This is a genomic window from Streptosporangium sp. NPDC049078, assembly GCF_040648855.1.
Lineage (GTDB): Bacteria > Actinomycetota > Actinomycetes > Streptosporangiales > Streptosporangiaceae > Streptosporangium.
Map to the genome: position 1 here is coordinate 75078 of NZ_JBEZEL010000024.1, position 22822 is coordinate 97899.

A 22822-nucleotide genomic window follows, 5' to 3' on the forward strand; every position below is an offset into this window, starting at 1 on the left:
GTGTTGCAGAGAACCGGAGGTGTGCCCGTGGAAGAGGTCCCAGGGTGGTTGGAAACGCTGACGGAGCGGGTCACGGGGATGCCGCCCGCACCGCTGCTCCGCCCTCCGGTGTCCGGGGGGCGGCGGGCGGCGGTCCTCCTGCTCTTCGGCGAAGGGCCGCTCGGCCCGGACGTGCTGCTCATCCAGCGCAGCTCGCGCGGGCGTACGCACGCGGGACAGCCCGCGTTCCCCGGGGGCGGGGTGGATCCCGAGGACGACGGCCCGATCGGTGCCGCGCTGCGCGAGGCGGGCGAGGAGACCGGTCTCGATCCGGCGGGCGTCCGGGTGCTGGGGACCATGCCCGAGCTGTATCTGAGCCACAGCGACAACCGGGTGACCCCGGTGCTGGGCTGGTGGCACACCCCCTGCGCGGTGCACGCGGCCTCGCCCGACGAGGTGGAGTCGGTGGAGCGGGTCCCGATCCGCGAGCTCGTCGACCCGGCCAACCGGATCGTCCTGCGCCACCCGAGCGGTCACCAGGGGCCGGCGTTCCGGGTGCGCGGGCTGCTGGTGTGGGGCTTCACCGCGGGAGTGCTCGACGGGGTGCTCGGTGGTTCCGGCTTCGAGCTTCCCTGGGACCGGTCACGGGTCGAGGACATCCCGCCCGACGTCCTCAACCTCGCGTCCCGTTGACAGGGCGAGGCCGAGGCGGGCCCAGTCGGCCACGTCCTCGTCGGGATCGAGGGTGAGCCGCCGCAGCGCGGCCAGACCCGTCGGGTCCGGCGGGCTGCCCATGATGTTCGGCAGCGCGTACGCGGCCCCGTACCTTATCCGGGGATCGTCGTGCTCGGCGAGGGCGATCACCGACGGCAGCGCGCGGCGGTCCCTGAGATGGCCGAAGGCGATCAGCACCGAGTAGAGCACCAGGCAGTCGTCCTCCCGGACGGACATGGCCCGCAGCACCGGCAGCGTCCGGTCGACGAAGCCGAGCCGTCCCAGGATGTCGACCCCGAGCATCCGCTCGGCGGCGGTCTTCCCCGAGCACAACCTCCGTGCCGCGGTGAAGGTCTCCAGATCGCCGCGTTCCTGCAGCTGGGTGATCGCGCGCCAGCGTGCCGCACCCTCCTGATCGCGTTCTCGCAGCGCGGTCTCGATGAGAGACTCCACCGCCGCCCCTCCGATCATCGCCATCTGGCCACGATAACCGCAGAGAGCTCACGGAAGGGGTGCACGCGCGGGGCGGTGGCTGGATACCGTAAGGGAGTGAGCGGTGATCTCCTCGATCTCATCCTGATCGCCCTGATGGTGGCCTTCGCGGTGTCGGGATACCGCCAGGGGTTCATCATCGGGGCCCTGAGCTTTGTCGGTTTTGTCGGTGGCGGCCTGCTGGGCATGTTCATCGCCCCACCCCTCGCCGGGGCGGTGGTCGACGGCGAGACCGAGCGTGCCCTGCTCGCGATCGTCATCGTCTTCCTCACCGCCACGGTCGGGCAGTTCGCCTCGTCCACGATCGGCGCGGTGGTCCGCAGCCATGTCACCTGGGAGCCCGCCAAGGTCGTCGACGCGGTCGGCGGCACCTTCGCCAGCGCCTTCTCCGTGCTGATCATCGCGTGGCTGATCGGCTCGCTGGTGGCGTCGTCGCAGTTCACGCTGATCAGCGAGCAGGTCAACAGGTCCCTGCTGCTGAGCACGGTCGACCAGACGCTGCCCAGCGCGGCCAAGGACCTGCAGGTGCCGTTCAAGAACTTCATCAACACCTCCGGCTTCCCCAAGGTGTTCGACGCCATCGGGGGCGGCCAGCTCGTCGACGTCTCGCCGCCCGACCAGAGCGTGGCGAAGGGCAACAAGCAGCTCACCCGGGCACGCCGGGGCATCGTGAAGGTGCAGGGCGTCGCCACGAGCTGCCGCAAGCACATCGAGGGCACCGGGTTCGTCTACGCCCAGAACAAGATCATGACGAACGCGCACGTGGTCGCCGGGGTCAACCAGGGCCTGCAGGTCACCGACTACCTCAACAAGACCCACCCGGCCAAGGTCGTGCTCTACAACCCCGACCGGGACATCGCCATCCTCCACGTCCCCGGGCTCAACATGCCGATCCTGCGCTTCGACGGCACCGCGCAGAAGGGTGACGACGCGATCGTCGCCGGATTCCCGCACGGCCACGGCTACACCATGAACGTGGCCCGCATCCGGGTGCAGCAGAAGGCAAAGGGCCTCAACATCTACGAGCGCAAGTCCGTCGTCCGCGACGTGTACGCCATCCGCGGCCTGGTCCGCCAGGGCAACTCGGGTGGCCCGCTGCTCACCACCGACGGCAAGGTCTACGGTGTCGTCTTCGCCGCGGCCCTCGACCAGCAGGAGACCGGCTACGTGCTCACCGCCGCGGAGGTCGCGCCGGACGCCGAGGACGGCTCCAAGCTCTTCAACCAGGTCGACACCCAGGAGTGCGACCAGAACTAGCCCGTCGACGAGAACCCGCGAACGGCTCCCGGAGCCCTTCGCGGACCGTCACGGCCTCGCCCTCACCGCCGCGCGGAGGGGCGAACGTCAGAGAAGGGCCTCGATCCTGGCGATGGCCACCTCGGCCTCCAGGTCGTCGAGCTCGTGGGCGGTCCTGGCGATCAGCTCGTACGGCATCCCGTAGCGGCTGATCCGGTCGGCGCCCCGCACGAACAGCGTCGCGGCCCCGCGCCGGTTGCCCCGCTGCAGGTGGGTGAGGCCGACGCAGATCTGCGCCAGTCCCTGCCAGAGCTCGCGCTCCTCCTCAGGGGAGTTCTTCCAGCGGCCCTCAAGCACCTCGTGGGCGTGGAACGGCCGCCCCTCGCCGAGCAGGCGGCGCGCCTCGGAGATCGCCTCCTCGGCGCTCGGCGCGTAGTCGTCGGGGATGCGCTCCACGCCCTCGGCGCCGTGGGGCAGCGGGCGGCCGAACGCGTCGCGGGGGCGCTGGTTGCGCGGCCTGCCGTCGGGATCCCGGTCGCGTCCACTCATCGGTCGGGCTCCGGGTCGGACAGCCAGGCCACGAGTTCGGCGTCGAACTCCTCGGGGCGCTCCTCGTGCGGGAAGTGCCCGGCACCCTCGATGAGCCGCCACCGGTAGGAGGCGGCGACGTAGCGGCCGGAGCCCTGGGCGGTGCGCGGCAGGATGTGCCCGTCGAGCGCGCCGTGCAACTGCAGGGTCGGCGCGTTGACCTGGGTGCGCATGGTCTTCGCGTAGCGCCACCCGTCGGGGCGGAGCTGGGAGCGGCCGAACCAGCGGTGATACTCCAGCGCGCAGTGCGAGACGTTGCGAATGCGGAACGCGTCGCGATAGGTCTTCGCCACGTCCTCCTCAGGCCAGCCGGGCCCCGACCACTGATCGAGCAGCCGCCCCACCCTGGCGCCGGAGTCGGCGGTCAGACGCCGCTCAGGAAGCAGCGGCAGCTGGAAGCCCAGCGCGTAGCGGGCCGCCCTGAACTGGCCGAAGGGCTCGGTGAACAGCGTGGTGCGGAGACGCCGGGGGTGCGGTGCCGAGACCGGGACCAGCCGCAGGACCGCCTTGGGATCCGTCACGGCCATGGTCCAGGCGAGCAGCCCGCCCCAGTCGTGGCCGACGACGACGGCACCGGTCTCGCCCAGCGCCCGGATCAGTCCTGCCGCGTCGGCGGCCAGGGTGTGCAGGTCGTAGCCGCGCGGAGGCTTGTCGCTGGCTCCGTAGCCCCGAAGGTCGACGGCGACGGCGCGATAGCCGGCCGCGGGGAGCGAGACGAGCTGGTTGCGCCAGCTCCACCAGAACTGCGGGAACCCGTGGAGCAGCAGCACGAGAGGGCCCGTACCGGCCTCCACGACGTGGAAGCGGGTGCCGCCGGCGTGGACGGAACGGTGGGTCCACGGGCCCTCGATCCTGACCAGGGACTCGTCGGGCCTGCTCACTGGCTCGGTCTCACCGGGTCGCGATGGCCACCCGTCTGGCCGGCCGTGGCCACAGCCGTGTCGAGAGCGGGGTCGTGCCCGCCGCTCTTGATGGTCTTGAGCGAGCGCAGCGTCCGCTTCATCCCGGTCAGGCCCTTGAGCCGCCGTATGCCGATGAAGACCAGCAACGCGGCCACGATCAGGTAGAACACGGTGACGATCAGGAAGGCGAGCCAGGTCCACACACCTGCGGCGACCAGGGCGTAGGCGATCGTGAAGGAGGCGAGGATCAGGCACAGGTGCGCCATGAACGCCGCGGCGCCGAAGAGCCCGGCCGCCGTACCGACCCGTTTGGCGTCGAACCTGAACTCGGCCTTGGCGAGCTCGATCTCGGCGCGTACCAGGGTGGATATGTGGTCGCTGGCGGCGGCGACCAGCGCGCCCAGTGACTCCTCCTGTGGTTCCGCGGGCGGGATATGTGTCATGGACGATCTCCTATCGAGGGCCTTTGTCGAACATCATGCTGCGCGTCGAGGTGGTCGCGCACGCACACCCGCAGCGGAGCCGGCGCCGCGAGCACGCCGGGGTGATCGCGTACGTGTCATCAAATACCTGCGTCATCAAGACTTCCGACTTTAGTCCTGAGGCGGAAGGGAGGCGTGGGGCTGCACCCCTTTGGTGAGGTCTCGGCTGTTCGGTGGTGAGAACCTGCACCGCGGGTCCGCCGCCGGGCGGACGGCACGTGAAGCCGCTGCGGGACCGTCGGACCCCTGACCGGGACGGCGACCGCCGGGGCGACTCCCGCCCTCTGAGGGAAGGAGCTCCCGGTTCCCGCGGGCTACGGCGGCCTTCGGCCGTGAAGATGATGTTCAACGGGCCGGGTGCTACCCCGGCGGCGGGCCGGTGAACATCGCCGGGCCGATGAGAGCCGACGAGAAAAGGCTTCCGGGCGAGAGGGACCCCGTCACCGCGGGGACCGGCGGGAGGGCCGGGAGACGCCGCCGTCACCGGAGCCTGTTGAAGGCCCGGCGACGTCGAGGGACCACGGGGAGCCTTCCGGCGAGACCACGTGAGACCACGTGAGAGCACGTGAGAGCACGTGAGACCACGTGAGACCACGTGAGAGCACTGAAGGTCCGCGACGGCGACGTCGAGGGACCGGGAGCCCGCGTGAGTTCGCCGGAGGCTCCCGGGGAGGGCTTCTCACGAGGGCTCGGAGTGCTCAAAAGCTCCGGGTGGGCCGTGTCTTCGGCGTCTTCGGCGTCTTCGGCGTCTTCGGCCCACCCGGGTTTTCCGGTCGGCTCAGTCCTCGCTCTTGGCGCTGGGCAGCTTCTCCGAGATGAGGTTCATCACCGTGCTGTCGGCGAGGGTGGTGACGTCGCCGACGCTGCGGTTCTCCGCCACGTCACGCAGGAGGCGTCGCATGATCTTTCCGGAGCGGGTCTTGGGCAGCTCGGGGACGACGAGGATCTGGCGCGGCTTCGCGATCGGGCCGAGGGCCTTGGACACGTGGGCGCGCAGCTCGGCCGCGATGTCCTCGCCCTCCTCTGCGTTGCCGCGCAGGATCACGAACGACACGATGGCCTGCCCGGTCACCGGGTCGGTCGCGCCGACCACGGCCGCCTCGGCGACCTTCGGGTGGGAGACCAGCGCCGACTCGACCTCGGTGGTGGAGATGTTGTGCCCGGAGACGAGCATGACGTCGTCCACCCGGCCGAGCAACCAGATGTCGCCGTCCTGGTCCCTCTTGGCGCCGTCGCCCGCGAAGTACATGCCCTCGAAGCGGGACCAGTAGGTGTCGATGTAGCGCTGGTCGTCGCCCCAGATGGTGCGGAGCATCGACGGCCACGGGTCGCGGATCGCGAGGTAGCCGCCACCGCCGTTGCCCACGCTCTGGCCCTGGTCGTCGACCACGTCGGCGGTGATGCCGGGCAGCGGGCGCATGGCCGCGCCGGGCTTGCCCTCGGTGACACCGGGCAGCGGGCTGATCATGACGGCGCCGGTCTCGGTCTGCCACCAGGTGTCGACGACCGGGGTACGGTTGCCGCCGATGTGCTCGCGGTACCAGATGTAGGCCTCGGGGTTGATCGGCTCGCCGACGCTGCCCAGGATCCGCAGGGACGACAGGTCGTACTTCGCGGGGATGTCGTCGCCCCACTTCATGAACGTACGGATGGCCGTCGGGGCCGTGTAGAGCAGCGTGACCCCGTACTTCTGCACGATCTCCCAGAACCGGCCCCGGTGCGGGGTGTCGGGGGTGCCCTCGTAGATGACGCTCGTCGCGCCGTTGGCGAGGGGGCCGTACACGATGTAGGAGTGGCCGGTCACCCAGCCGATGTCGGCGGTGCACCAGTAGACGTCGGTGTCGGGCTTGAGGTCGAACACCGCGTTGTGGGTGTAGGCGGCCTGGGTGAGGTAGCCGCCGGTGGTGTGCAGGATGCCCTTGGGCCTACCGGTCGTCCCGCTGGTGTAGAGGATGTAGAGCGGGTCCTCGGCGTCGTTCGGCCGTGCCTCGTGGACGTCGGACTGCCGGTCCACGACGTCGTGCCACCAGACGTCCTTGTCGGTCTGCTCCACGTCCTGGCCGGTCCGCCGCACGACGAGGACGTGCTCGATGCCTGGGCACTCCTTGACGGCCTCGTCCACGGTCGGCTTGAGCGCGCTGGGCGCGCCACGGCGGTAGCCGCCGTCGGCGGTGACCACGAGCTTGGCGTCCGCGTCCAGGATCCGTCCGCTGAGCGCGCTCGCGGAGAATCCGCCGAACACCACCGAGTGGATCGCTCCGATCCGGGCGCAGGCCAGCATCGTGATCGGCAGCTCGGGGATCATCGGCATGTAGATCGCGACCCGGTCGCCCTTGCCGACGCCCAGCTCGGTGAGTGCGTTGGCGGCCTTGGAGACCTCGCGCAGCAGGTCGGAGTAGGTGAGCGTACGGGTGTCGCCCTCGGGCTCGCCCTCCCAGTGGTAGGCGACCTTGTCGCCGCGGCCCGCCTCCACGTGGCGGTCGACGCAGTTGTAGGCGATGTTGAGCTCGCCGCCGACGAACCACTTGGCGAAGGGCGGGTTCCACTCAAGGGTGGTGTCCCAGCGCTTCGACCAGGTCAGGCGGTCCGCCTGCTTCTCCCAGAAGGCGAGGCGGTCCCGTTCGGCCTCCGCGTAGGCGTCGGCGGTCACGTTCGCGGCCGCGGCCAGGTCGGCGGGAGGTGCGAACCGCCGGGTCTCCCGCAGCAGGTTCGACAGCGTCTCCTGGGTCTCACGCGACTTGGAACCAGGGTTCTCCGGGGCCACTACGCACTCCTCACGTACTGCTATCGACGGTCGTGTCCCACTTCACCAGGCCACATGTGTCCGCCACAAGAGGTCTAGACAGGTCTGTACCAACCGGTGATGAGGGGCCATATACGGTCAAACGCCTCATTTCTCGGGAGTTCCACCCACGGAACGCTGCGTTTTCGACACCGTAGGAATGTGGACGGCGTTGTTCAACGTGCGGCGGCGAGGTGGTGCGCCGGACGGTGCCATGCGCTCGGTGAACGGTCCGCACGCCGTGTTCCCCGAGCCGCCCCCGGTAAGCCTCCTGAGCCTCCTGAGCGAGGGCTCCCTGCGAGGGCTCCCGAGGACGGGTGCCCCGAGGAGATGTCTTCCCGGAGGTCTCGCGAAGGCGGCCTTCCGAGGAGGTCTCCGTGGGTGGTCTCTCAGCGGCGAGGTCCTCAGAAAGGGTCTTCCCGGGCGGCCTCCCACGCATCTCACGGCCTCTCAAGGGTCGTTTCCCGCGGGGGAGGCTCCTCCGGACGGGCGGAGACGCGGCCCGAAGTGCCGCATGGTCTGGCCGAAGTCCCGCCGAACGGCCCCGATAGGGTCGGGCAGCGTGAGCGATCCATTGGCTGTCATCGCGGGAATGCCCGGAGTGCCCGAGGCGGTCACCGACGCGCGCAAGGCCGTCGACCGGCTCTACGGGCACCGCGTGCTGCGACGTAAGAGTCCGGAGGTGTCGGCCAGATCCGCGTTGCGCGGCGCACGCGCGTCAGCGGCCCTGGAAGGCGTGGACGTGCCCCTCGAAGCCATCCCCGAGGTCACCGATCCCGTGGTACAGGGCGCGCTGCGGGTCTCGGCCGAACTCGGGCGACTCGGCGCGACCTGGCGGTCGGCGCCCCGCCAGGTGCTGGCCAGGCTGCATACGCTCGCGGCCTCGGGGCTCATCGGAGACGGCGGGGGCACGGGGGACCTCGGCCGCCCCAGGGCCGTCGCGGAGGCGCCCGACCCGCTCGGCCTGGGGGCCGCCCCCGGTCCGCAGGAGACGGTGGCACGGGTGGACGGGCTGGTCCGGCTGGTGACGGCCTCGTCGAAGGCCCCCGCCCTGGTGCTCGCCGCCGTCGTACACGCGGAACTGGCCGTGCTGCGCCCGTTCGGTACGGCGGACGGTGTGGTCGCGCGGGCGGCGGAGCGGTTGACGCTCGTGGAGTTCGGCCTGGACCCGAAGTCGCTGGTCGCCGTCGAGGTGGGCCACCTCGAACTCGGCTCCGCCTACGGGGAGGGGCTGCGGTCATATCTGAGCGGTACCCCCGAGGGCGTCGCCGCGTGGGTGCGGCACTGCGCGTCGGCGGTCACGCTGGGCGTACGAGAGGCCACGGCGATCTGCGAGGCCATGCAGCGCGGCTGACCTCGGACCGGCCGGCCGTGGGCTCAGCGGGTCGGTGCGAGGGCAGTGGGGTCGGCGGGGCGGCGCGAGGACACTTGCCCGCGTCCCTGAGCCCGTCCGCGCATTCGCGTCCGACCTGCCCCGGGATCGGCTCGATCGCACCCGTGGCCTGCCCGCCTACCCACTCATTGGTGCCGCTGAGTGACGACTGACCGCGCGTTCGATCACCGAACGTCACTGATTGCGGACATCCGGCGGGACCGGCCGTACATACCGACGGCGCCCCTGGTGTGGGGGCGCCGTCGCCGACATGTCCTGACTGAGTTACCAAGCGTGCACCTGATAATCGCTGAAGCGGGGCAAGCCCGATTCAGCGCGCCTCCCGCGGCTGACGGTACGTGGGTACTCGGCGGCCATGCCCGGACAACTGGTCCGTAAAACCTTTGTACGTCCGATCCGCGCAGATGGGAACCCCTGGGAGCAAGACCTTTACGGATCAGGGGACATTAATGGACGAATCCTCTCTTATGTCGTTTTATGCTTCGCTGCGCATGCCCGGTGTGGCGTCCGGCGGGTGCCGTGACGCCTCGGTGGCGATTACCGAGCGTCACCGTCGTTCGTGTGTGCGTGGCGCGCGCCTCGGCGGGACCGTGTCCGGAGACTGGACCGTTGCATTAAAAAAACTGGTGGAAATCCAGGATTACTCCTCGACGGAACTCAAGTTGATCGGGCAGCATGAGGTGTTATCTCCCCAAACCGGAGTAACTGCGCAGGTCGCAACACGACCCTCTCGCTGTGCTCCGGTCGGTTGTTGAAGGCTTTCTTCCGAAACGGGACCGGCTCTACCCCCCCAGAGCCGGACCGGTTGGCGACCCCCGCTCTCTCCCCCCCGGCGGGGGTCGCCCTTTTCTTCGAGCGCCCTCTGCCCCGGCGGCATGACCTCCCGACCTCCCGACCTTCCGGCCGACGACCGGTTATCCACAGGCTCTCCCTGTCGGCAAGGGTTATCCACAGTGCGGCGTTCGGTTTCCCCTGATGGGGAGGTCGTCGCGGAAAGTGGAGCCCCCGCACCCCAGGGAGGCATCCGTGGACCGTCCGCTGATCATCACCGAAGACCACGATCTGCTCGACGACCTGCTTCGTGTAGCCGCCGCGGCCGGAGCCGAGCTCGACGTCGCCCACGTGCCCGCGCACGCCCGGCCCTATTGGAACCGTGCTCCGCTGGTCGTCGTCGGGGGCGACGTGGCCGACGCCCTGGCCGCGACCGGTCCGCCACCTCGCTCCCGTGTCTTCCTGGCCACCCACACCTCCGAAGATCCCGACACATGGCGCAAGTGCGTCGCGGTCGGCGCTCAGGGCGTGCTGGAGTTGCCCGCCGCGGAGCGACAGCTGGTCGACGAGTTCGCCGACGCCGTCGAGCCGCCCGCGACACCCGGCTCCGTGGTGTGTGTCGCGGGAGGGCGGGGAGGAGCGGGAGCCAGCGTCCTGGCGGGTTCGCTGGCGATGGCCGCGTCCCGGCGGCGCATCCGCACCCTCCTCGTCGACGCCGATCCGCTCGGCGGAGGTCTCGACCTCCTCCTCGGCCAGGAGGAGTCCGACGGGGCGCGCTGGTCGGACCTGGTCGCCCGTGAGGGCAGGGTGAGCCATACCGCGCTCCAGGCGGCCCTGCCGACCTTCGCCGGGCTGACCCTGCTCTCCTTTCACCGGGGCGAGGTCGATCCGATCCCGGCCGAGGCGATGCGCTCGGTTCTTGAGGCGGGCCGCAGGGGCTTCGACCTGGTCGTCGTCGACCTGCCGCGCCACCTCGACGAGGCCGCTGTGGAGGCGCTCGGACGAGCCGCCACGACCCTTCTGGTCGTCACCGCAGACGTGCGCGGCGTGCTCGCCGCAGCCCAGGTGCTCGCCGGGCTGCGCGGGCACACGGGTGAGGTGCGGGCCGTCGTGCGCAGCGGGGTCCTGAACGACGACGTGGTGGCGGCCTCGCTCGGCATCCCGCACGGCGGCAGCCTCCCCGACCAGCCTCGTCTGGCCGCCGCGCTCGAGCGGGGGGACGTCCCCCCGCTCGGCCGCCGCACCTCTCTCGGGCGGTTCTGCTTCGCGTTCCTGCACGAGTTGTTCGGGCCGGACGCGTGAAGCGGGCCGACACAGCCGTGACGGTCTCGCCGGAGCTGGTGGAGGCGGTCCGCGTACGACTGGCTCGAACGGGCGTCGAGCCCAGTGCCGCGCACGTCGCGGTCGCGCTGCGAGCCGAGCGGGCGATGCTCGGTGACGCGGAGATCCTGGCGGTGGCCCGGGTCCTGTGCGCCGATCTCATCGGGGCCGGTCCTCTGGAGCCGTTGCTGGCCGAGGCCGAGGTCACCGATGTGCTGGTGAACGGCCCACGCGAGGTGTGGGTCGACGACGGCGGTGGGCTACGCCTGACGTCGATCGTCTTCCCGAGCGAAGACGCTCTCCGGCGGCTGGCGCAGCGCCTCGCCTCCGCCGCGGGCAGGCGCCTCGACGACGCGTGCCCGTACGTCGACGCACGTCTCGCCGGAGGTGTCCGGCTGCACGCCGTCCTTCCGCCCGTGGCGCCCAACGGCACCTGCCTCTCCCTGCGGCTCCCGCCCAGACGCACCTTCACCCTTACCGACCTGGTCGAAGCGGGCGCGATCAGGGCCGACAGCGTCTCCGTTCTCACGGCGGTGATCGAGTCGAGGCTCGCCTTCCTGGTCACGGGCGGTACGGGTACGGGCAAGACGACGCTGCTCTCCGCCCTGCTCTCCCTGGCTCACCCCGGCGAGAGGCTGCTGCTCGTCGAAGACTCGGCGGAGCTGAGACCGCTGCACCCCCACGTCGTCCGCCTTGAGTCGCGCCCGGCCAACCTTGAGGGTGCGGGCGGTGTCGGCCTGCGTGATCTCGTCCGTCAGGCCCTGCGGATGCGCCCCGACCGGCTTGTCGTCGGAGAGGTGCGGGGAGCCGAGGTAGTTGATCTTCTTAATGCTTTGAACACCGGTCATGAGGGAGGTTGCGGCACCCTGCACGCCAACACCGCGACCGATGTGCCACCCCGTCTGGAGGCGCTGGGGTGCGCGGCGGGTCTCAGCCGGGAGGCGGTCCACAGCCAGATCGCCGCCGCCTTGGACGTTGTCGTCCATCTGGTTCGTGACCGTGCCGACGGACGTCGCCGGGTCGCCGAGATCTGCATGCTGGTCCGTCGCCCTTCGGGGCTGGTCGAGGCCGAATCTGCCCTCACCTTCGCTCCGGACGGGCAGGTGACCCCCGGCCCAGGTCTGCCGGCCCTCGCGGCCCGAGCCCCCGGCGTCGCCGATTCATGTCAGGCGGTGTCCGCGTCCTGTCACCGCCGGGAGGCTTCCCCGGACGCGCCGGGTGATCCGGGTGATCCGGGTGATCCGGGTGATCCGGGCTTTGACGAGCCGAGGGCGTGGTCGGTGCCACGGTCGATGTCACGGCCGGCGACATGATGGCGACCGCCCTGGTCCTCGCCGCTGTGGCGACATGGCTGTGGATGGGGACGGACCTTGGCGCCGCTCGCCTGCGCCGGATGAGGCGGCGCCGCCCGATCCTGCAGGGTTCCCTCCACGAGAGGTTCATCGCGCGGGCACGGCCTTCCAGGCGTGCGGACGCCTGGCGGATCGCGTCGATCGAGCTGTGCCAGGGGCTCTCCGCCGAGCTGGCGGCGGGACGGACGGCGGGCGAGGCGCTGGCGCGGGCCGTGGGGGCGGCGGGCTTTCCCGAGCCCGTGGCCCTGCGCCCGCTGGTCGCGGCGGCGAGAGACGGAGGTGACGTCCCCGCCGCTCTGCTGGCCGTGGCACCCGAACACGGCGGCGAGGCGTTCCGGGGGCTGGCCGCCTGCTGGAAGGCGAGCGTGACCGCCGGGGCGGGTCTGGCCGTTCTCGTCGACCGTGTCGCCGGTTCGCTGCGAGAGGCCCAGGCTCATCGTCACGAGGTCGCCGCCCAGCTCGCCGGTCCCCGCGCCACGGCCCGGCTGCTGGCGGCTCTGCCCGTTCTCGGTCTGCTGATGGCAGCCGGTCTTGGCATGCGCCCGCTGCACTTCCTCTTCGGCGGCCCGGCGGGTGCGGGCTGCCTGGTCGTCGGCCTCGCGCTCGACGCCTGTGGTCTGTGGTGGACCCACCGTCTGGTCACTCGTGCCCAGCGGATCTGACAGCCGCGTGCCCAGAGGATCTGGCCGGTGAGTGCCCCGTGCGGGTTGCCCACCACCCTCGACCTGCGCAGGTCCCCCCACATCGCCCACCCCGGGTCCCAGCACGCCTTTCGGCCGCCAACAGGGAAGGAGCTCGTCGCCCTTCGTGGCACGCCTGCCGGGCAAGGTCAGACCCGCAACCTCGGGAGGGCTGAGGCCCGTGTTCAGGAGTGAGGAAGGCAGGACATTAGGCCAGGGGGTTCAGGAAGCCGTGACGTGAGGCCGACGGAGGCGAAAACCAGGACGTGGAGATGTGGGCAGAACGTGGAGACGTGGGGAGGAAAGGTAATGATCATCTTGCTGGCCGTGGTGCTCGCCGGAATCGCCGGCCGACTGTGGAGCACCCGGAGAGAACAATCCGACCGGCTCCGCCACGTGCGGAGTTCACCTCACCCGGCCGGGTTCCCCGGGGTGGGGCAGCCGACTGGGCTCCCTCGGGTGCGGCAAGAGGCGGAAGCACCCGCGTTTTCCTCTGCGGGGACGGTCCGAGGACCTGCGGAGGTGGACCGAGGACCTGCGGGGATGCTCCGAGAGCCGAGAGGAAGGACGGCCCGGGAGCCGAGGGAGAGGCGACGGCCGGGCCGGGGCGAACTCGCGACCGCCGTAGCTCCAGGGCTGGTGGCGTTCCTGACAGTGGGCGGCCTGCCGGGAGTGGTCATGGGCGTCGCCGGTTTCTGGATCGCACTGATGATCCTGCGCAGGCGGGAGCCACCCGAAGTTCGTGAGGAACGCAGGCGGTTGACCGCGGATCTGCCGCTGGCGGCCGACCTCATGGTCGCCTGTCTGCGCGTCGGTCAGCCGATCACCGGAGCCATCGATGTCACGGTGGAGGCGATCGGGGGACCGCTGGGCGAGAGACTGGCCTGGGTGAGTGGCCAGCTGAGGCTGGGAGCCGCGCCGGAGGACGCCTGGCGGGCTCTGGCCTCCGAGCGCCCGCTCGCCCTTTTGGCCCGTGCCATGAGCCGGGCCGCGTCGAGCGGCGCACCGGTGGCCGATGTCCTCACCAGACTCTCCGACGATTCTCGCCGTGTCGCCCGCGCCGCGTCCGCGGCGGCCGCCCAACGGGTCGGGGTCCAGGCCGTCGCTCCCCTGGGACTTTGTTTCCTGCCCGCGTTCGTCTTCCTGGGCATCATCCCCGTCGTGGCCGGCCTCGCCGGCGAGGTGCTGCTCCCCTGAGTTATCCACAGACTTTTCCCCGCCGAGAGGGGTTATCCACAGAAAAGTGGTGCCGCCTGTGGATAGACGTCCAGAAATTTCCTCATTGAGAACCTGGAAAGGCCTCCATCCGTGGATGGAGGCCTTTCGTGCTGTCTAAGGCCTTTTTTCGCTTCCGAGCTGTGGATAACCGAACGCCCTTTCCCCAGAACGTGGTTCGGGTCGGCGGTGTCTCGGGCGTATGGAGAACCCTGACGGTACCGATGCCGGGCGGTGGGTCCGGTGGAGATCTCCAGGAGGAGCAGATGGCTCGAACGAGTGCCGTTCACGCGGGGCGCGACCGGTGGCGCTGGTTGCGCGCACGGTGGGCGTTGCTGGTCGCCGGCGCGCACCGTGATCAAGGCATGTCCACCGCCGAGTACGCGGTCGGGACGATCGCCGCCTGTGCTTTCGCCGCCCTTCTTTTCAAGGTGGTGACGAGCTCCGAAGTCCAACAGATGATCACGGGTCTGATCAATCGAGCGCTCACCGTGGCCGGATGATCCTCCCGGCACCGTTGACCTCCTCCCGCCGGTCAGGTTCCCGCCGGTCCAGGGGTTCGGTGACAGCGGAGACGGCCGCGGCACTGCCCGCTCTCATGGTCGTTCTGGGAGCCGGGCTGTGGGCCGTGGCGGCGGTCGAGGCGCGACTGGAGTGTGTGGACGCCGCGCGAGCCGGGGCCAGGGCCGCTTCGCGCGGTGAGTCCCTTGAGCGGGTTCGAGGCGGTGTCCTGTCCGTGGCTCCGCCGGGCGCCGTGGTCACGGTGACCCGGAGTGCGGAGGTGACACGGGTGGAGGTGTCCGCGAACGTCAAACCCCGATGGGGTGCCTCGCTCCCGAGCGTGATCGTCCATGCGACCGCCGTGTCCGTCACCGAGCCAGGTCTGGAACGGTAGGCCGGGCATGGCCGACATGGGGAGGGAGAACGCGCAGCGGGGGTCGGCGACGATCTGGACGGTCGGGCTCATGGCGCTGGTCTTCGCGGTCGCGATGGCGGTCGTGTTCACGGGCATGGCCAGGGTCGCGCGCCACCGGGCACAGAGCGCCGCCGACCTGAGCGCGCTCGCCGCTGCCCGGCTCGCCTTCGCGGATCCGGGCCGGAGCTGCCTGAGGGCCTCCTCGCTCGCCGCGGACAACAAGGCCAGGATCACCCGCTGCTCTCTCAGCGAGGGGGGTGTCGCGGATGTCGAGGTGGTCATGGAGGTCTCGCTGCCTTTGAAAGGGCCGGTGGCGATCACCTCCAGGGCACGTGCGGGACCTGTTCACATCGTTGATCCAGGACCTTGACGGCTGATCGAGCAGAGCAGCGGTGAAGGGCATCGAGTAAAGCAGCGTTGAGTAAAGGCAGCGGGGAAGAGCTCATCCGCCGTCCGTCATCCTGGCGGCTCTCCCACCTGTCACATCCGAAGTGTCCTGAGTTTTCGGAGAAAGCGGGAGCACGTCCGCAGGGTCCAGGGGAAGTGAGGAGAGGTTCGCGGGCTCTTGGGGGAGCGGGGAGGTATCCGGGGGGTCCGGGAGGAGCGAGGGCATGTCCGTGTGCTTCCGGGAGAGCGGGGAGACGTTCGCCGGCTCTTGCGGGAGCGGGGGCGCGTTCGTGGGCTCAGGGAGGACGTCCGTGGGCTCGGGGAGAAACGGGGGTGTGTCCGTGGGCTCGGGGGAGAGCAGGACGGCGAGAAGCCGGAGGGCTCCGGCCTTGTCGAGAGGTTCGTTGCCGTTGCCGCACTTGGGAGACTGGATGCACGACGGGCAGCCGCGCTCGCACTCGCAGGAGGCGATGGCCTCGCGGGTGGCCGTGAGCCAGTCGCGCGCGCGGGCGTAACCGCGTTCGGCGAAGCCGGCGCCGCCCTCGTGGCCGTCGTAGACGAAGACGGTGAGCACCCCGGTGTCGGGATGGAGTTCGGTGGAGACGCCTCCGATGTCCCAGCGGTCGCAGGTCGCGAAGAGCGGCAGCAGGCCGATGGAGGCGTGTTCGGCCGCGTGCGCGGCGCCGCCGAGGTCCAGGCACTCCTCGGCGAGGGGAAGGATCGCCGAGGTGGGCAGCGTCCACCAGACGGCCCGGGTCCGTAGCGTGCGCGGGGGCAGGTCGAGAGGTTCGTCCCCCATGAGTTCACCGCTCTGGGCTCGGCGCTTGAGATAGGCCACGACCTGGCTCGTCACCTCGACCGCGCCGAAATGGAGCTCTCCCTGACCGAGAGGGTGCGAGCGAAGGGACTCGATGACCGAGATATCGGTGACATCCCTGGCGAAGGTCGTGTAGTCGGGGGTTCCCGCCTCGACCAGCGCGACCCCCGCCTCCAGGTCGAGTTCGGCCACCAGAAATGTCTCTCCCTGGTGCACGTAGACGGCGCCGGTGTGCACGGCCGAGTGGGCGGAGGGTTCGTCCACGGTGCCGAGCAGCCGTCCTGTGGACATCTCGACGACCTGAATGGGCGCGGCGCCCGCCCCTCGGATGTCGGCGAGGTCGGTGGCGCGTTCCCGGCTGGTCCAGAACCAGCCTGTGGCGCGTTCCCTGAGCAGGCCGTCCCCGACCAGATCGGCGAGCACCTCCTTGGTGGTCGGGCCGAAGATGTCCAGTTCGTCGTGGGTGAGCGGGATCTCGGCCGCCGCCGCGCACAGATGGGGCCCCAGCACGTACGGGTTGCCGGGGTCAAGCACGATCGTCTCGACGGGACGGCCGAACAGGGCTTCCGGATGGTGGACGAGGTAGGTGTCCAGGGGGTCGTCCCTCGCGACCAGCACCGCCAGCGCGTCCTGCCCGTCCCGTCCCGCCCGCCCGGCCTGCTGCCAGAGAGAGGCGCGGGTCCCGGGCCACCCCGCGATGAGCACGGCGTCCAGCCCGGAGACGTCGACACCGAGTTCCAGCGCGTTGGTCGTCGCGAGGCCGAGCAGTTCGCCGGAGCGCAGGGCCCTTTCCAGGTTCCTGCGATCTTCGGCCAGGTATCCGGCCCGATAGGCCGCGACCTTGCCGGGCAGCTCCGGGGGCGCCTCCCCGTCGATGACGAGGTCCTGGAGCTTGGCCCGGGTGGTGAGGGCCACGGTCTCGGCGGCCCTGCGGGAGCGGACGAAGGCGAGGGTCCGCACGTCGGAGGCGACGAGATCGGCCAGGAGATCCGCGCTCTCGGCGGTCGCGGGGCGCCGGACCGGGGCGCCGCCCTCGCCGCGCAGATCGGTCAGGGGTGGCTCCCACAGTGCGAAGGTGGTCGCGCCCCGAGGAGAGGTGTCCGTGGTCACCTCGGCCATCTGGAGGCCTGTCAGGCGCTGCGCGAAGACCCCGGGCTCGTTTGCCGTCGCCGAGGAGAGCAGAAACGCCGGCCGGGAGCCGTAACGCGCGCAGATCCGGCGCAGGCGGCGCAGGATCTGCGCGACGTGGGAGCCGAACACGCCCCGGTAACCGTGGCACTCGTCCACGACGACCATTCGGAGCCGCCGCCAGAAGAGCGACCACTGAGCGTGACGGGGCAGCAGGCCGCGGTGAAGCATGTCCGGGTTGGTGAGGACGTAGTTGGCGTGCTTGCGCACCCAGGCCCTCTCCTCGAAGGAGGTGTCGCCGTCATAGGTCGCGGCGCGGAGGCCGGGAGGGTCGAGCTCGCGCAGCGCGCGGAGCTGGTCGGCGGCGAGTGCCTTGCTGGGCGACAGATAGAGGATCGTGCCGCCGTCGAGCGTCGAGGAGAGTGCCGGGACCAGGTAAGAGAGGGACTTGCCCGACGCCGTCCCTGTGGAAATGATCACGTTTTGGCCACGGTGGATCAGATCCGCGGCCTCGGCCTGATGTGGCCACAGGCCGGAAATACCGAGGTTCGCCCAGCGCGTAACCAGCCGCTGGTCGACCCAGTCGGGCCATCGGGTATCACCGGCCTGACGTGCGGGAACGTGCTCCACATGGGTAACACGCGCCCGACGTGCGGGAACGTCGAGGAGGCGGCTGAGGGCGGTGCCCGCGCTGAGGGGCGAGGATGAGGGCGGGGTCACTGGTTTCCAGTCTCACATCTGTGGGCAGAGTCGCCGGGAATCGTGATTTCGTATAGACACTGAGCGTACGCATGGTTGAATGCCGCGCGTCGGGGCTTGTCGTCCGGGGGTCACCCGGTCCCAGGAAGGCATGCTCGAATCGGTACTTTCGCAGGCAAGGCGCTGGAGGATCTGTGGATCTGAAGTTGGACCACCATTCCGAGGACCGTCTCACCATCGTTGAGGTTGAGGGTGAGATTGATGTCTACACCGCGCCCAGATTGCGTGAGCTCCTGATCGACCTGGTCAACAAGGGGAATTTCCACCTGCTCGTCAACATGGAGAAGGTTGACTTCCTTGACTCCACGGGCCTTGGTGTCCTGGTCGGCGGGCTCAAGCGAGTTAGGGCGCACGATGGCTCACTGGAGCTTGTCTGCACCCAGGAGCGCATCCTGAAGATTTTCCGGATCACTGGACTGACGAAGGTCTTCGGGATCTACGCCTCGGTCGACGAGGCCAAGGAAGCTCACGGTCGAGACAAGTAGTCGTGGCTACCGTCGAGCTGACGTTCAGCGCTCTCCCCGCGCATGTGCGGACGGCACGCCTGGTGGCCACGGCCATCGCCAGGCGTACCGGCGTACAGGAGTCGTTGCTGGACGAGGTACGGCTCGCTGTTGGAGAGGCGTGCTCGCGGGCTGTGGAGGCACATCGCCTCCACTGTCCGGGAGAGCCGATCCGGATCGAGCTACGTGATGACTTAGGGCGTTTTGAGGTGACAGTCACCGACTCCGCCCCTAGTGATGAGCTGGAGCATGATCGGGCCCTTCTGGGGTTCGACGATCCGTTCGGGCAGCTTCCCGATGACCTGATGGCCGGTTTCGGCATCGCGGTCATCGCGGGGCTGGCCGACGACGTTCAGGTCTACCCAAGCCAGAAGGGCATGTGCATCCGCATGAGCTGGCCGGCGGCGACGAACGGAATGTCTCCGGTCTGAAAAGCAGACTTCGACAGCCGGGCGTGTCCATATGGACACGCCCGGCTGTTTTTGTTGGGAGTGCGCGGCCACAAGATCGTCTGTGATGACCTCCGTGCTGGGGTCGCCATCCGCCCGTCTCGCCCGTCTCGCCCGTCTCGTCTGTGTCGTCCGTGGTGTGGCGGTCATCGACCCGAGGTGTGTTCGTTGGAGACGTGTCCGGAGGCCGGATGATCTCGCCTCGCCAACGGGCCGCCGATGGCGCTCGCCGGGTCCGCCTCGCCGTTCGCCGGGGCTGAGAGCCGAGGCGGGGAGAGAGGCCGCCGAGACCCGGCGCGGCGACGTCGTTCCGCCTGCCTCGCCGTATGCCGGGGCTGCGGGTTGGGGGCTGAGGGTGGGGAGAGGGGCCGCCGAGACCCGGCGCGGCAAGATCATCCCGGCCTGCGCCGCCGTTCACCCGGCTGAGAGTTGAGGGCGGAGGGAGGGGGGCCCGGAGGATCGTCCGTGATGTCCGGTGGGCGAGCCCGGTCGTTCCCCGAGGAGATTTCAATTTCGGTCAAAACTTAACGTGGCTGTTTCTTGACTGAAACTGGGAGGAAACAGGAGCTGAGGGGTGGATGTGACGGATGAAATGACCCCATAAGCAGGTCGGCTGTCAAAGGGGGCCGCTCGTGTCGTCAATTGGGCGGGGGCAGAGGCTTCATATCCGCGTCGTCGCTGCGTAGACTCCCGGGACCGGCCAAGGTTTATCCTTCGGAGCGGCCCGTCACGCGAGCCGTACTCCGCGGGGGTCTGCAACTGGAAGCGGCACTGCCCACCATCCCGGAGTGCGCCGCCTCAGCCGCCTGACAATCACCGCAGCGCACTCCGGGCAGGACGTGTTCCCGTCTTGCCAAGGAGAGTCGGATGTCTGTGCTCCATCTCGCCGCTGCGGAGCCAGCGGTTTCCCTAAGTGGTCACCACTTCACCATCGTCATCGTGGTCGCCGCCGTCGCCCTGCTCGCACTCGCCGTCGCCGGCACACTGGTGCGGGAGGTGCTGTCCGCCGACCAAGGCACCGAACGTATGCAGAACATCGCGAGAGCCGTCCAGGAGGGGGCTTCCGCGTATCTTGCGCGACAGTTCCGGACGCTCGCGCTATTCGTCATCTTGATCCCGTTCCTGCTGTACCTTCTCCCGGCCGAGACGACCAGCGTGAGGATCGGCAGGTCGGCGTTCTTCGTCGTCGGCGCGCTGTTCTCGGCGTTGACCGGATTCATCGGCATGTGGCTCGCGGTCCGCGGCAACGTCCGTGTCGCCGCCGCCGCCCGCACGTCCGGTGAGAAGGTCGCCATGCGGATCGCCTTCCGCACCGGTGGTGTGGCCGGAATGATCACCGTTGGCCTCGGCCTGCTCGGCGCGGCCGTGGTGGTGATCGCCTACGGGGGCGAAGCCCCGGCCGTGCTGGAGGGCTTCGGCTTCGGTGCCGCGCTGCTCGCGATGTTCATGCGAGTCGGCGGAGGCATCTTCACCAAGGCCGCCGATGTCGGCGCCGACCTCGTCGGCAAGGTCGAGCAGGGCATTCCCGAGGACGACCCGCGCAACGCCGCCACCATCGCCGACAACGTCGGCGACAACGTGGGTGACTGCGCGGGCATGGCCGCCGACCTGTTCGAGTCCTACGCGGTCATGCTGGTCGCCAGCCTGATCCTGGGCCGGGTGGCCTTCGGCGTCGAGGGACTGGTGTTCCCGCTGATCGTGCCCATGATCGGTGTGATCACGGCGATCATCGGCATCTTCGTCACCGCCCCGCGCGCCGGGGACCGCAACGCGATGGCCGCGATCAACCGGGGCTTCTTCATCTCGGCGGCCATCTCGGCGGTCCTCGTCGCCGGCGCGGCCTACCTCTACCTGCCGGCCAGCTTCTCCGGTCTGACCAATGTGAGCCCGGAGATCGCCGCGGTCACCTCGGACCCGCGTCTGATCGCGATCGGGGCGGTGCTCATCGGCCTGGTCCTGGCGAGCACCATCCAGATCCTCACCGGCTACTTCACCGAGACGAACCGCCGCCCGGTGCAGGACATCGGCGAGAGCTCTCGTACGGGCCCCGCCACGGTCATCCTGTCCGGCATCAGCGTCGGTCTGGAGTCGGCGGTCTACTCCGCGCTGATCATCGGAGCCGCCGTCTACGGAGCCTTCCTGCTTGGCTTCGGCAACGTCACGATCGCGCTGTTCGCCGTGGCGCTGGCGGGTACCGGCCTGCTGACCACGGTCGGCGTGATCGTGTCGATGGACACCTTCGGTCCCGTCTCCGACAACGCCCAGGGCATCGCCGAGATGTCCGGCGACGTCGAGGGCGAGGGCGCTCAGGTCCTCACCTCGCTGGACGCCGTCGGTAACACCACCAAGGCCATCACCAAGGGCATCGCGATCGCCACCGCCGTGCTCGCCGCGACCGCGCTGTTCGGCGCGTTCCGTACGGCGGTCGAGGGCGAGCTGGTGGGTGCGACGGCGAGCGTGAAGGAGGCGCTGGGCTCGTTCAGCGCGTTCAGCCTGAGCGTCGACTCCCCGAACGTGCTGGTCGGTCTGATCATCGGCGCCGCGGTGGTGTTCATGTTCTCCGGCCTGGCGATCATGGCGGTCGGCCGCGCGGCCGGACGGGTGGTCTTCGAGGTGCGCGAGCAGTTCCGCACCAAGCCGGGCATCATGGCGGGGACGGAGCTCCCCGACTACGGCAGGGTCGTCGACATCTGCACCCGCGACTCGCTGCGGGAGCTGGCGACGCCCGGCCTGCTCGCCGTCCTCACCCCGATCGCCGTCGGTTTCGCCCTCGGGTACGCCCCGCTCGGCGCGTTCCTGGCCGGTGCCATCGCCTGTGGCACGCTCATGGCGGTGTTCCTGGCCAACTCCGGTGGTGCCTGGGACAACGCCAAGAAGCTGGTCGAGGACGGTCACCACGGTGGCAAGGGCTCGCCGGCCCACGAGGCCACCATCATCGGTGACACCGTCGGCGACCCGTTCAAGGACACCGCGGGACCGGCGATCAACCCGCTCCTCAAGGTGATGAACCTCGTGGCGCTGCTGATCGCCCCCGCCGTGGTGACCTACGCCGACAACCCGACGCTGCGCATCGGCATCACGGTGGTCGCGGTCGGCATCGTCGTCGCCGCGGTCGTCTTCTCCAAGCGTCGTTCGGCGGGCATCGCCCCGACGGAGGAGAGCAACTCCGACCGGGAGCCGGAGCAGGTCTCCAGCTGAGCGAACGTTCGACGGAAACGTTCGACGGAAACGTTCGACGGAAACGTTCGACGGAAACGTTTGACGGAGGGGTGCACGGGCCACGTGCACCCCTTCGGCGTGTGCGGGCCACCCCGGTGGGAAACTGGCCCGTATGGAACAGCAGCCTTCCGGAGGCAAGACACTCGTCCTCATCCTGCTGGCGATGGCCGCGATGTTCGCGGTGATCGTGGGTCTGGCCGTGTGGGCGTCGCGATGACCGCGCGCACGCTCGTCGTCCTGCGCCACGCCAAGGCGGCTCACACCTCCGGCCTCGCCGACAGGGAACGCCCCCTCACCGATGTCGGCGAGCGCGACGCCCTCAAGGTCGGCGCGGCCCTCGTCGGTATGGACCTCACCCCCGACCTGGTGCTCTGCTCGCCGTCGGTACGGACCAGGCGGACCGCCGACCTGGCACTCCCCGGTGCGGAGACCCTCATCGAACCGGCCATATACGAGGCATATCCCGACGAGTTGCTCACGCTGATCCGGCGGAGCGATCCCGAGGTGCGCACGCTGGTCCTGGTCGGCCACAACCCCGGGGTTCAGGAGCTTGTCATGCAGCTCACCTCGGCCGACGGCGACGCCGGGTTCCCGCCCGGCGCGTTCGCCGTCATCGGGGTCGACGGCGAGTGGGCCGAGCTCGACACCGGCCGCGGCATCGTCCACTGGACCCCCAGGAAGCACTGAGAATCCGCGCGAGAGCTGAGACACGAGCGACCGTCTCAGCTCTTCGGCGAC

General features: G+C 69.7%; 20 protein-coding genes. 14 read left to right on the forward strand and 6 right to left on the reverse strand.

The genetic code is table 11. The features are described from left to right. Positions 1-78 precede the first annotated feature (78 nt). A complete protein-coding gene (locus AB0B90_RS34030; protein ID WP_350943539.1) occupies positions 79-672 on the forward strand; it encodes a CoA pyrophosphatase in 594 nt (197 codons plus the stop codon). Here AB0B90_RS34030 and AB0B90_RS34035 read toward each other — a convergent pair. Further along, on the reverse strand, positions 622-1170 hold the full coding sequence (locus AB0B90_RS34035; protein ID WP_350942483.1) for a HEAT repeat domain-containing protein: 549 nt from the start codon (positions 1168-1170) through the stop codon (positions 622-624). The two genes, AB0B90_RS34030 and AB0B90_RS34035, sit on opposite strands and share 51 nt — an antisense overlap. Before the next feature lie 72 nt (positions 1171-1242). On the opposite strand from AB0B90_RS34035, the gene AB0B90_RS34040 reads away from it, so the two are divergent. Next, a complete protein-coding gene (locus AB0B90_RS34040; protein WP_350942484.1) occupies positions 1243-2442 on the forward strand; it encodes a MarP family serine protease in 1200 nt (399 codons plus the stop codon). An 87-nt stretch (positions 2443-2529) separates the two neighbouring features. Here AB0B90_RS34040 and AB0B90_RS34045 read toward each other — a convergent pair whose 3' ends face one another. From AB0B90_RS34045 to acs, 4 genes are all read right to left on the reverse strand, one after another. Next, on the reverse strand, positions 2530-2970 hold the full coding sequence (locus tag AB0B90_RS34045; RefSeq protein WP_350942485.1) for a DUF309 domain-containing protein: 441 nt from the start codon (positions 2968-2970) through the stop codon (positions 2530-2532). Continuing rightward, positions 2967-3890, reverse strand: a complete 924-nt coding sequence (locus tag AB0B90_RS34050; RefSeq protein WP_350942486.1) for an alpha/beta hydrolase — start codon at positions 3888-3890, stop codon at positions 2967-2969. Before AB0B90_RS34050 ends, AB0B90_RS34045 begins: the two co-directional genes overlap by 4 nt. Further along, positions 3887-4354 carry a phage holin family protein gene (locus tag AB0B90_RS34055; RefSeq protein WP_350942487.1) on the reverse strand — a complete coding sequence of 156 codons (468 nt, stop codon included), beginning with the start codon at positions 4352-4354 and terminating at the stop codon, positions 3887-3889. The genes AB0B90_RS34050 and AB0B90_RS34055 overlap by 4 nt, the downstream gene beginning before the upstream one ends. Before the next feature lie 817 nt (positions 4355-5171). Beyond that, the gene (acs, locus tag AB0B90_RS34060; protein ID WP_362926362.1) at positions 5172-7157 is read right to left on the reverse strand and encodes an acetate--CoA ligase; all 1986 of its coding nucleotides are present in this window, start codon (positions 7155-7157) and stop codon (positions 5172-5174) included. 580 nt (positions 7158-7737) lie between these two features. On the opposite strand from acs, the gene AB0B90_RS34065 reads away from it, so the two are divergent. The 8 genes from AB0B90_RS34065 (at position 7738) to AB0B90_RS34100 (ending at position 15192) form a co-directional block, all read left to right on the forward strand. Then, the gene (locus tag AB0B90_RS34065; RefSeq protein WP_362926363.1) at positions 7738-8529 is read left to right on the forward strand and encodes an oxidoreductase; all 792 of its coding nucleotides are present in this window, start codon (positions 7738-7740) and stop codon (positions 8527-8529) included. Between the two features lie 1065 nt (positions 8530-9594). Beyond that, positions 9595-10641: a septum site-determining protein Ssd gene (ssd, locus tag AB0B90_RS34070; RefSeq protein ID WP_350942490.1), complete on the forward strand. Its 1047-nt coding sequence runs from the start codon at positions 9595-9597 to the stop codon at positions 10639-10641. Then, a complete protein-coding gene (locus tag AB0B90_RS34075) occupies positions 10638-11972 on the forward strand; it encodes a TadA family conjugal transfer-associated ATPase (protein ID WP_362926364.1) in 1335 nt (444 codons plus the stop codon). Before ssd ends, AB0B90_RS34075 begins: the two co-directional genes overlap by 4 nt. Beyond that, a complete protein-coding gene (locus tag AB0B90_RS34080) occupies positions 11933-12673 on the forward strand; it encodes a type II secretion system F family protein (protein ID WP_362926365.1) in 741 nt (246 codons plus the stop codon). Before AB0B90_RS34075 ends, AB0B90_RS34080 begins: the two co-directional genes overlap by 40 nt. A 657-nt stretch (positions 12674-13330) precedes the next feature. Then, positions 13331-13888, forward strand: a complete 558-nt coding sequence (locus AB0B90_RS34085) for a type II secretion system F family protein (protein WP_350942524.1) — start codon at positions 13331-13333, stop codon at positions 13886-13888. Between the two features lie 284 nt (positions 13889-14172). Continuing rightward, complete coding sequence (locus AB0B90_RS34090; protein WP_362926366.1) at positions 14173-14409, forward strand: DUF4244 domain-containing protein; 237 nt, start codon at positions 14173-14175, stop codon at positions 14407-14409. Positions 14410-14468: 59 nt separating this feature from the next. Then, complete coding sequence (locus tag AB0B90_RS34095; RefSeq protein ID WP_362926367.1) at positions 14469-14801, forward strand: TadE family type IV pilus minor pilin; 333 nt, start codon at positions 14469-14471, stop codon at positions 14799-14801. A 7-nt stretch (positions 14802-14808) separates the two neighbouring features. Further along, a complete protein-coding gene (locus AB0B90_RS34100) occupies positions 14809-15192 on the forward strand; it encodes an Rv3654c family TadE-like protein (RefSeq protein WP_362926368.1) in 384 nt (127 codons plus the stop codon). A 72-nt stretch (positions 15193-15264) separates the two neighbouring features. On the opposite strand, the gene AB0B90_RS34105 is transcribed toward AB0B90_RS34100, so the two are convergent. Then, on the reverse strand, positions 15265-17784 hold the full coding sequence (locus AB0B90_RS34105) for a DEAD/DEAH box helicase (RefSeq protein WP_362926369.1): 2520 nt from the start codon (positions 17782-17784) through the stop codon (positions 15265-15267). 263 nt (positions 17785-18047) lie between these two features. Here AB0B90_RS34105 and AB0B90_RS34110 point away from each other — a divergent pair, with 263 nt between their 5' ends. The 4 genes from AB0B90_RS34110 (at position 18048) to AB0B90_RS34125 (ending at position 22771) form a co-directional block, all read left to right on the forward strand. After that, entirely contained in the window at positions 18048-18398 is a 351-nt protein-coding gene (locus AB0B90_RS34110) for an STAS domain-containing protein (protein ID WP_030916965.1), read from the forward strand. A 2-nt stretch (positions 18399-18400) separates the two neighbouring features. Then, on the forward strand, positions 18401-18847 hold the full coding sequence (locus AB0B90_RS34115) for an ATP-binding protein (protein WP_350942543.1): 447 nt from the start codon (positions 18401-18403) through the stop codon (positions 18845-18847). Between the two features lie 885 nt (positions 18848-19732). Then, on the forward strand, positions 19733-22063 hold the full coding sequence (locus AB0B90_RS34120) for a sodium-translocating pyrophosphatase (protein ID WP_350942544.1): 2331 nt from the start codon (positions 19733-19735) through the stop codon (positions 22061-22063). A gap of 234 nt (positions 22064-22297) precedes the next feature. Further along, the gene (locus tag AB0B90_RS34125; protein ID WP_350942545.1) at positions 22298-22771 is read left to right on the forward strand and encodes a histidine phosphatase family protein; all 474 of its coding nucleotides are present in this window, start codon (positions 22298-22300) and stop codon (positions 22769-22771) included. The last annotated feature ends 51 nt before the right edge of the window (positions 22772-22822 follow it).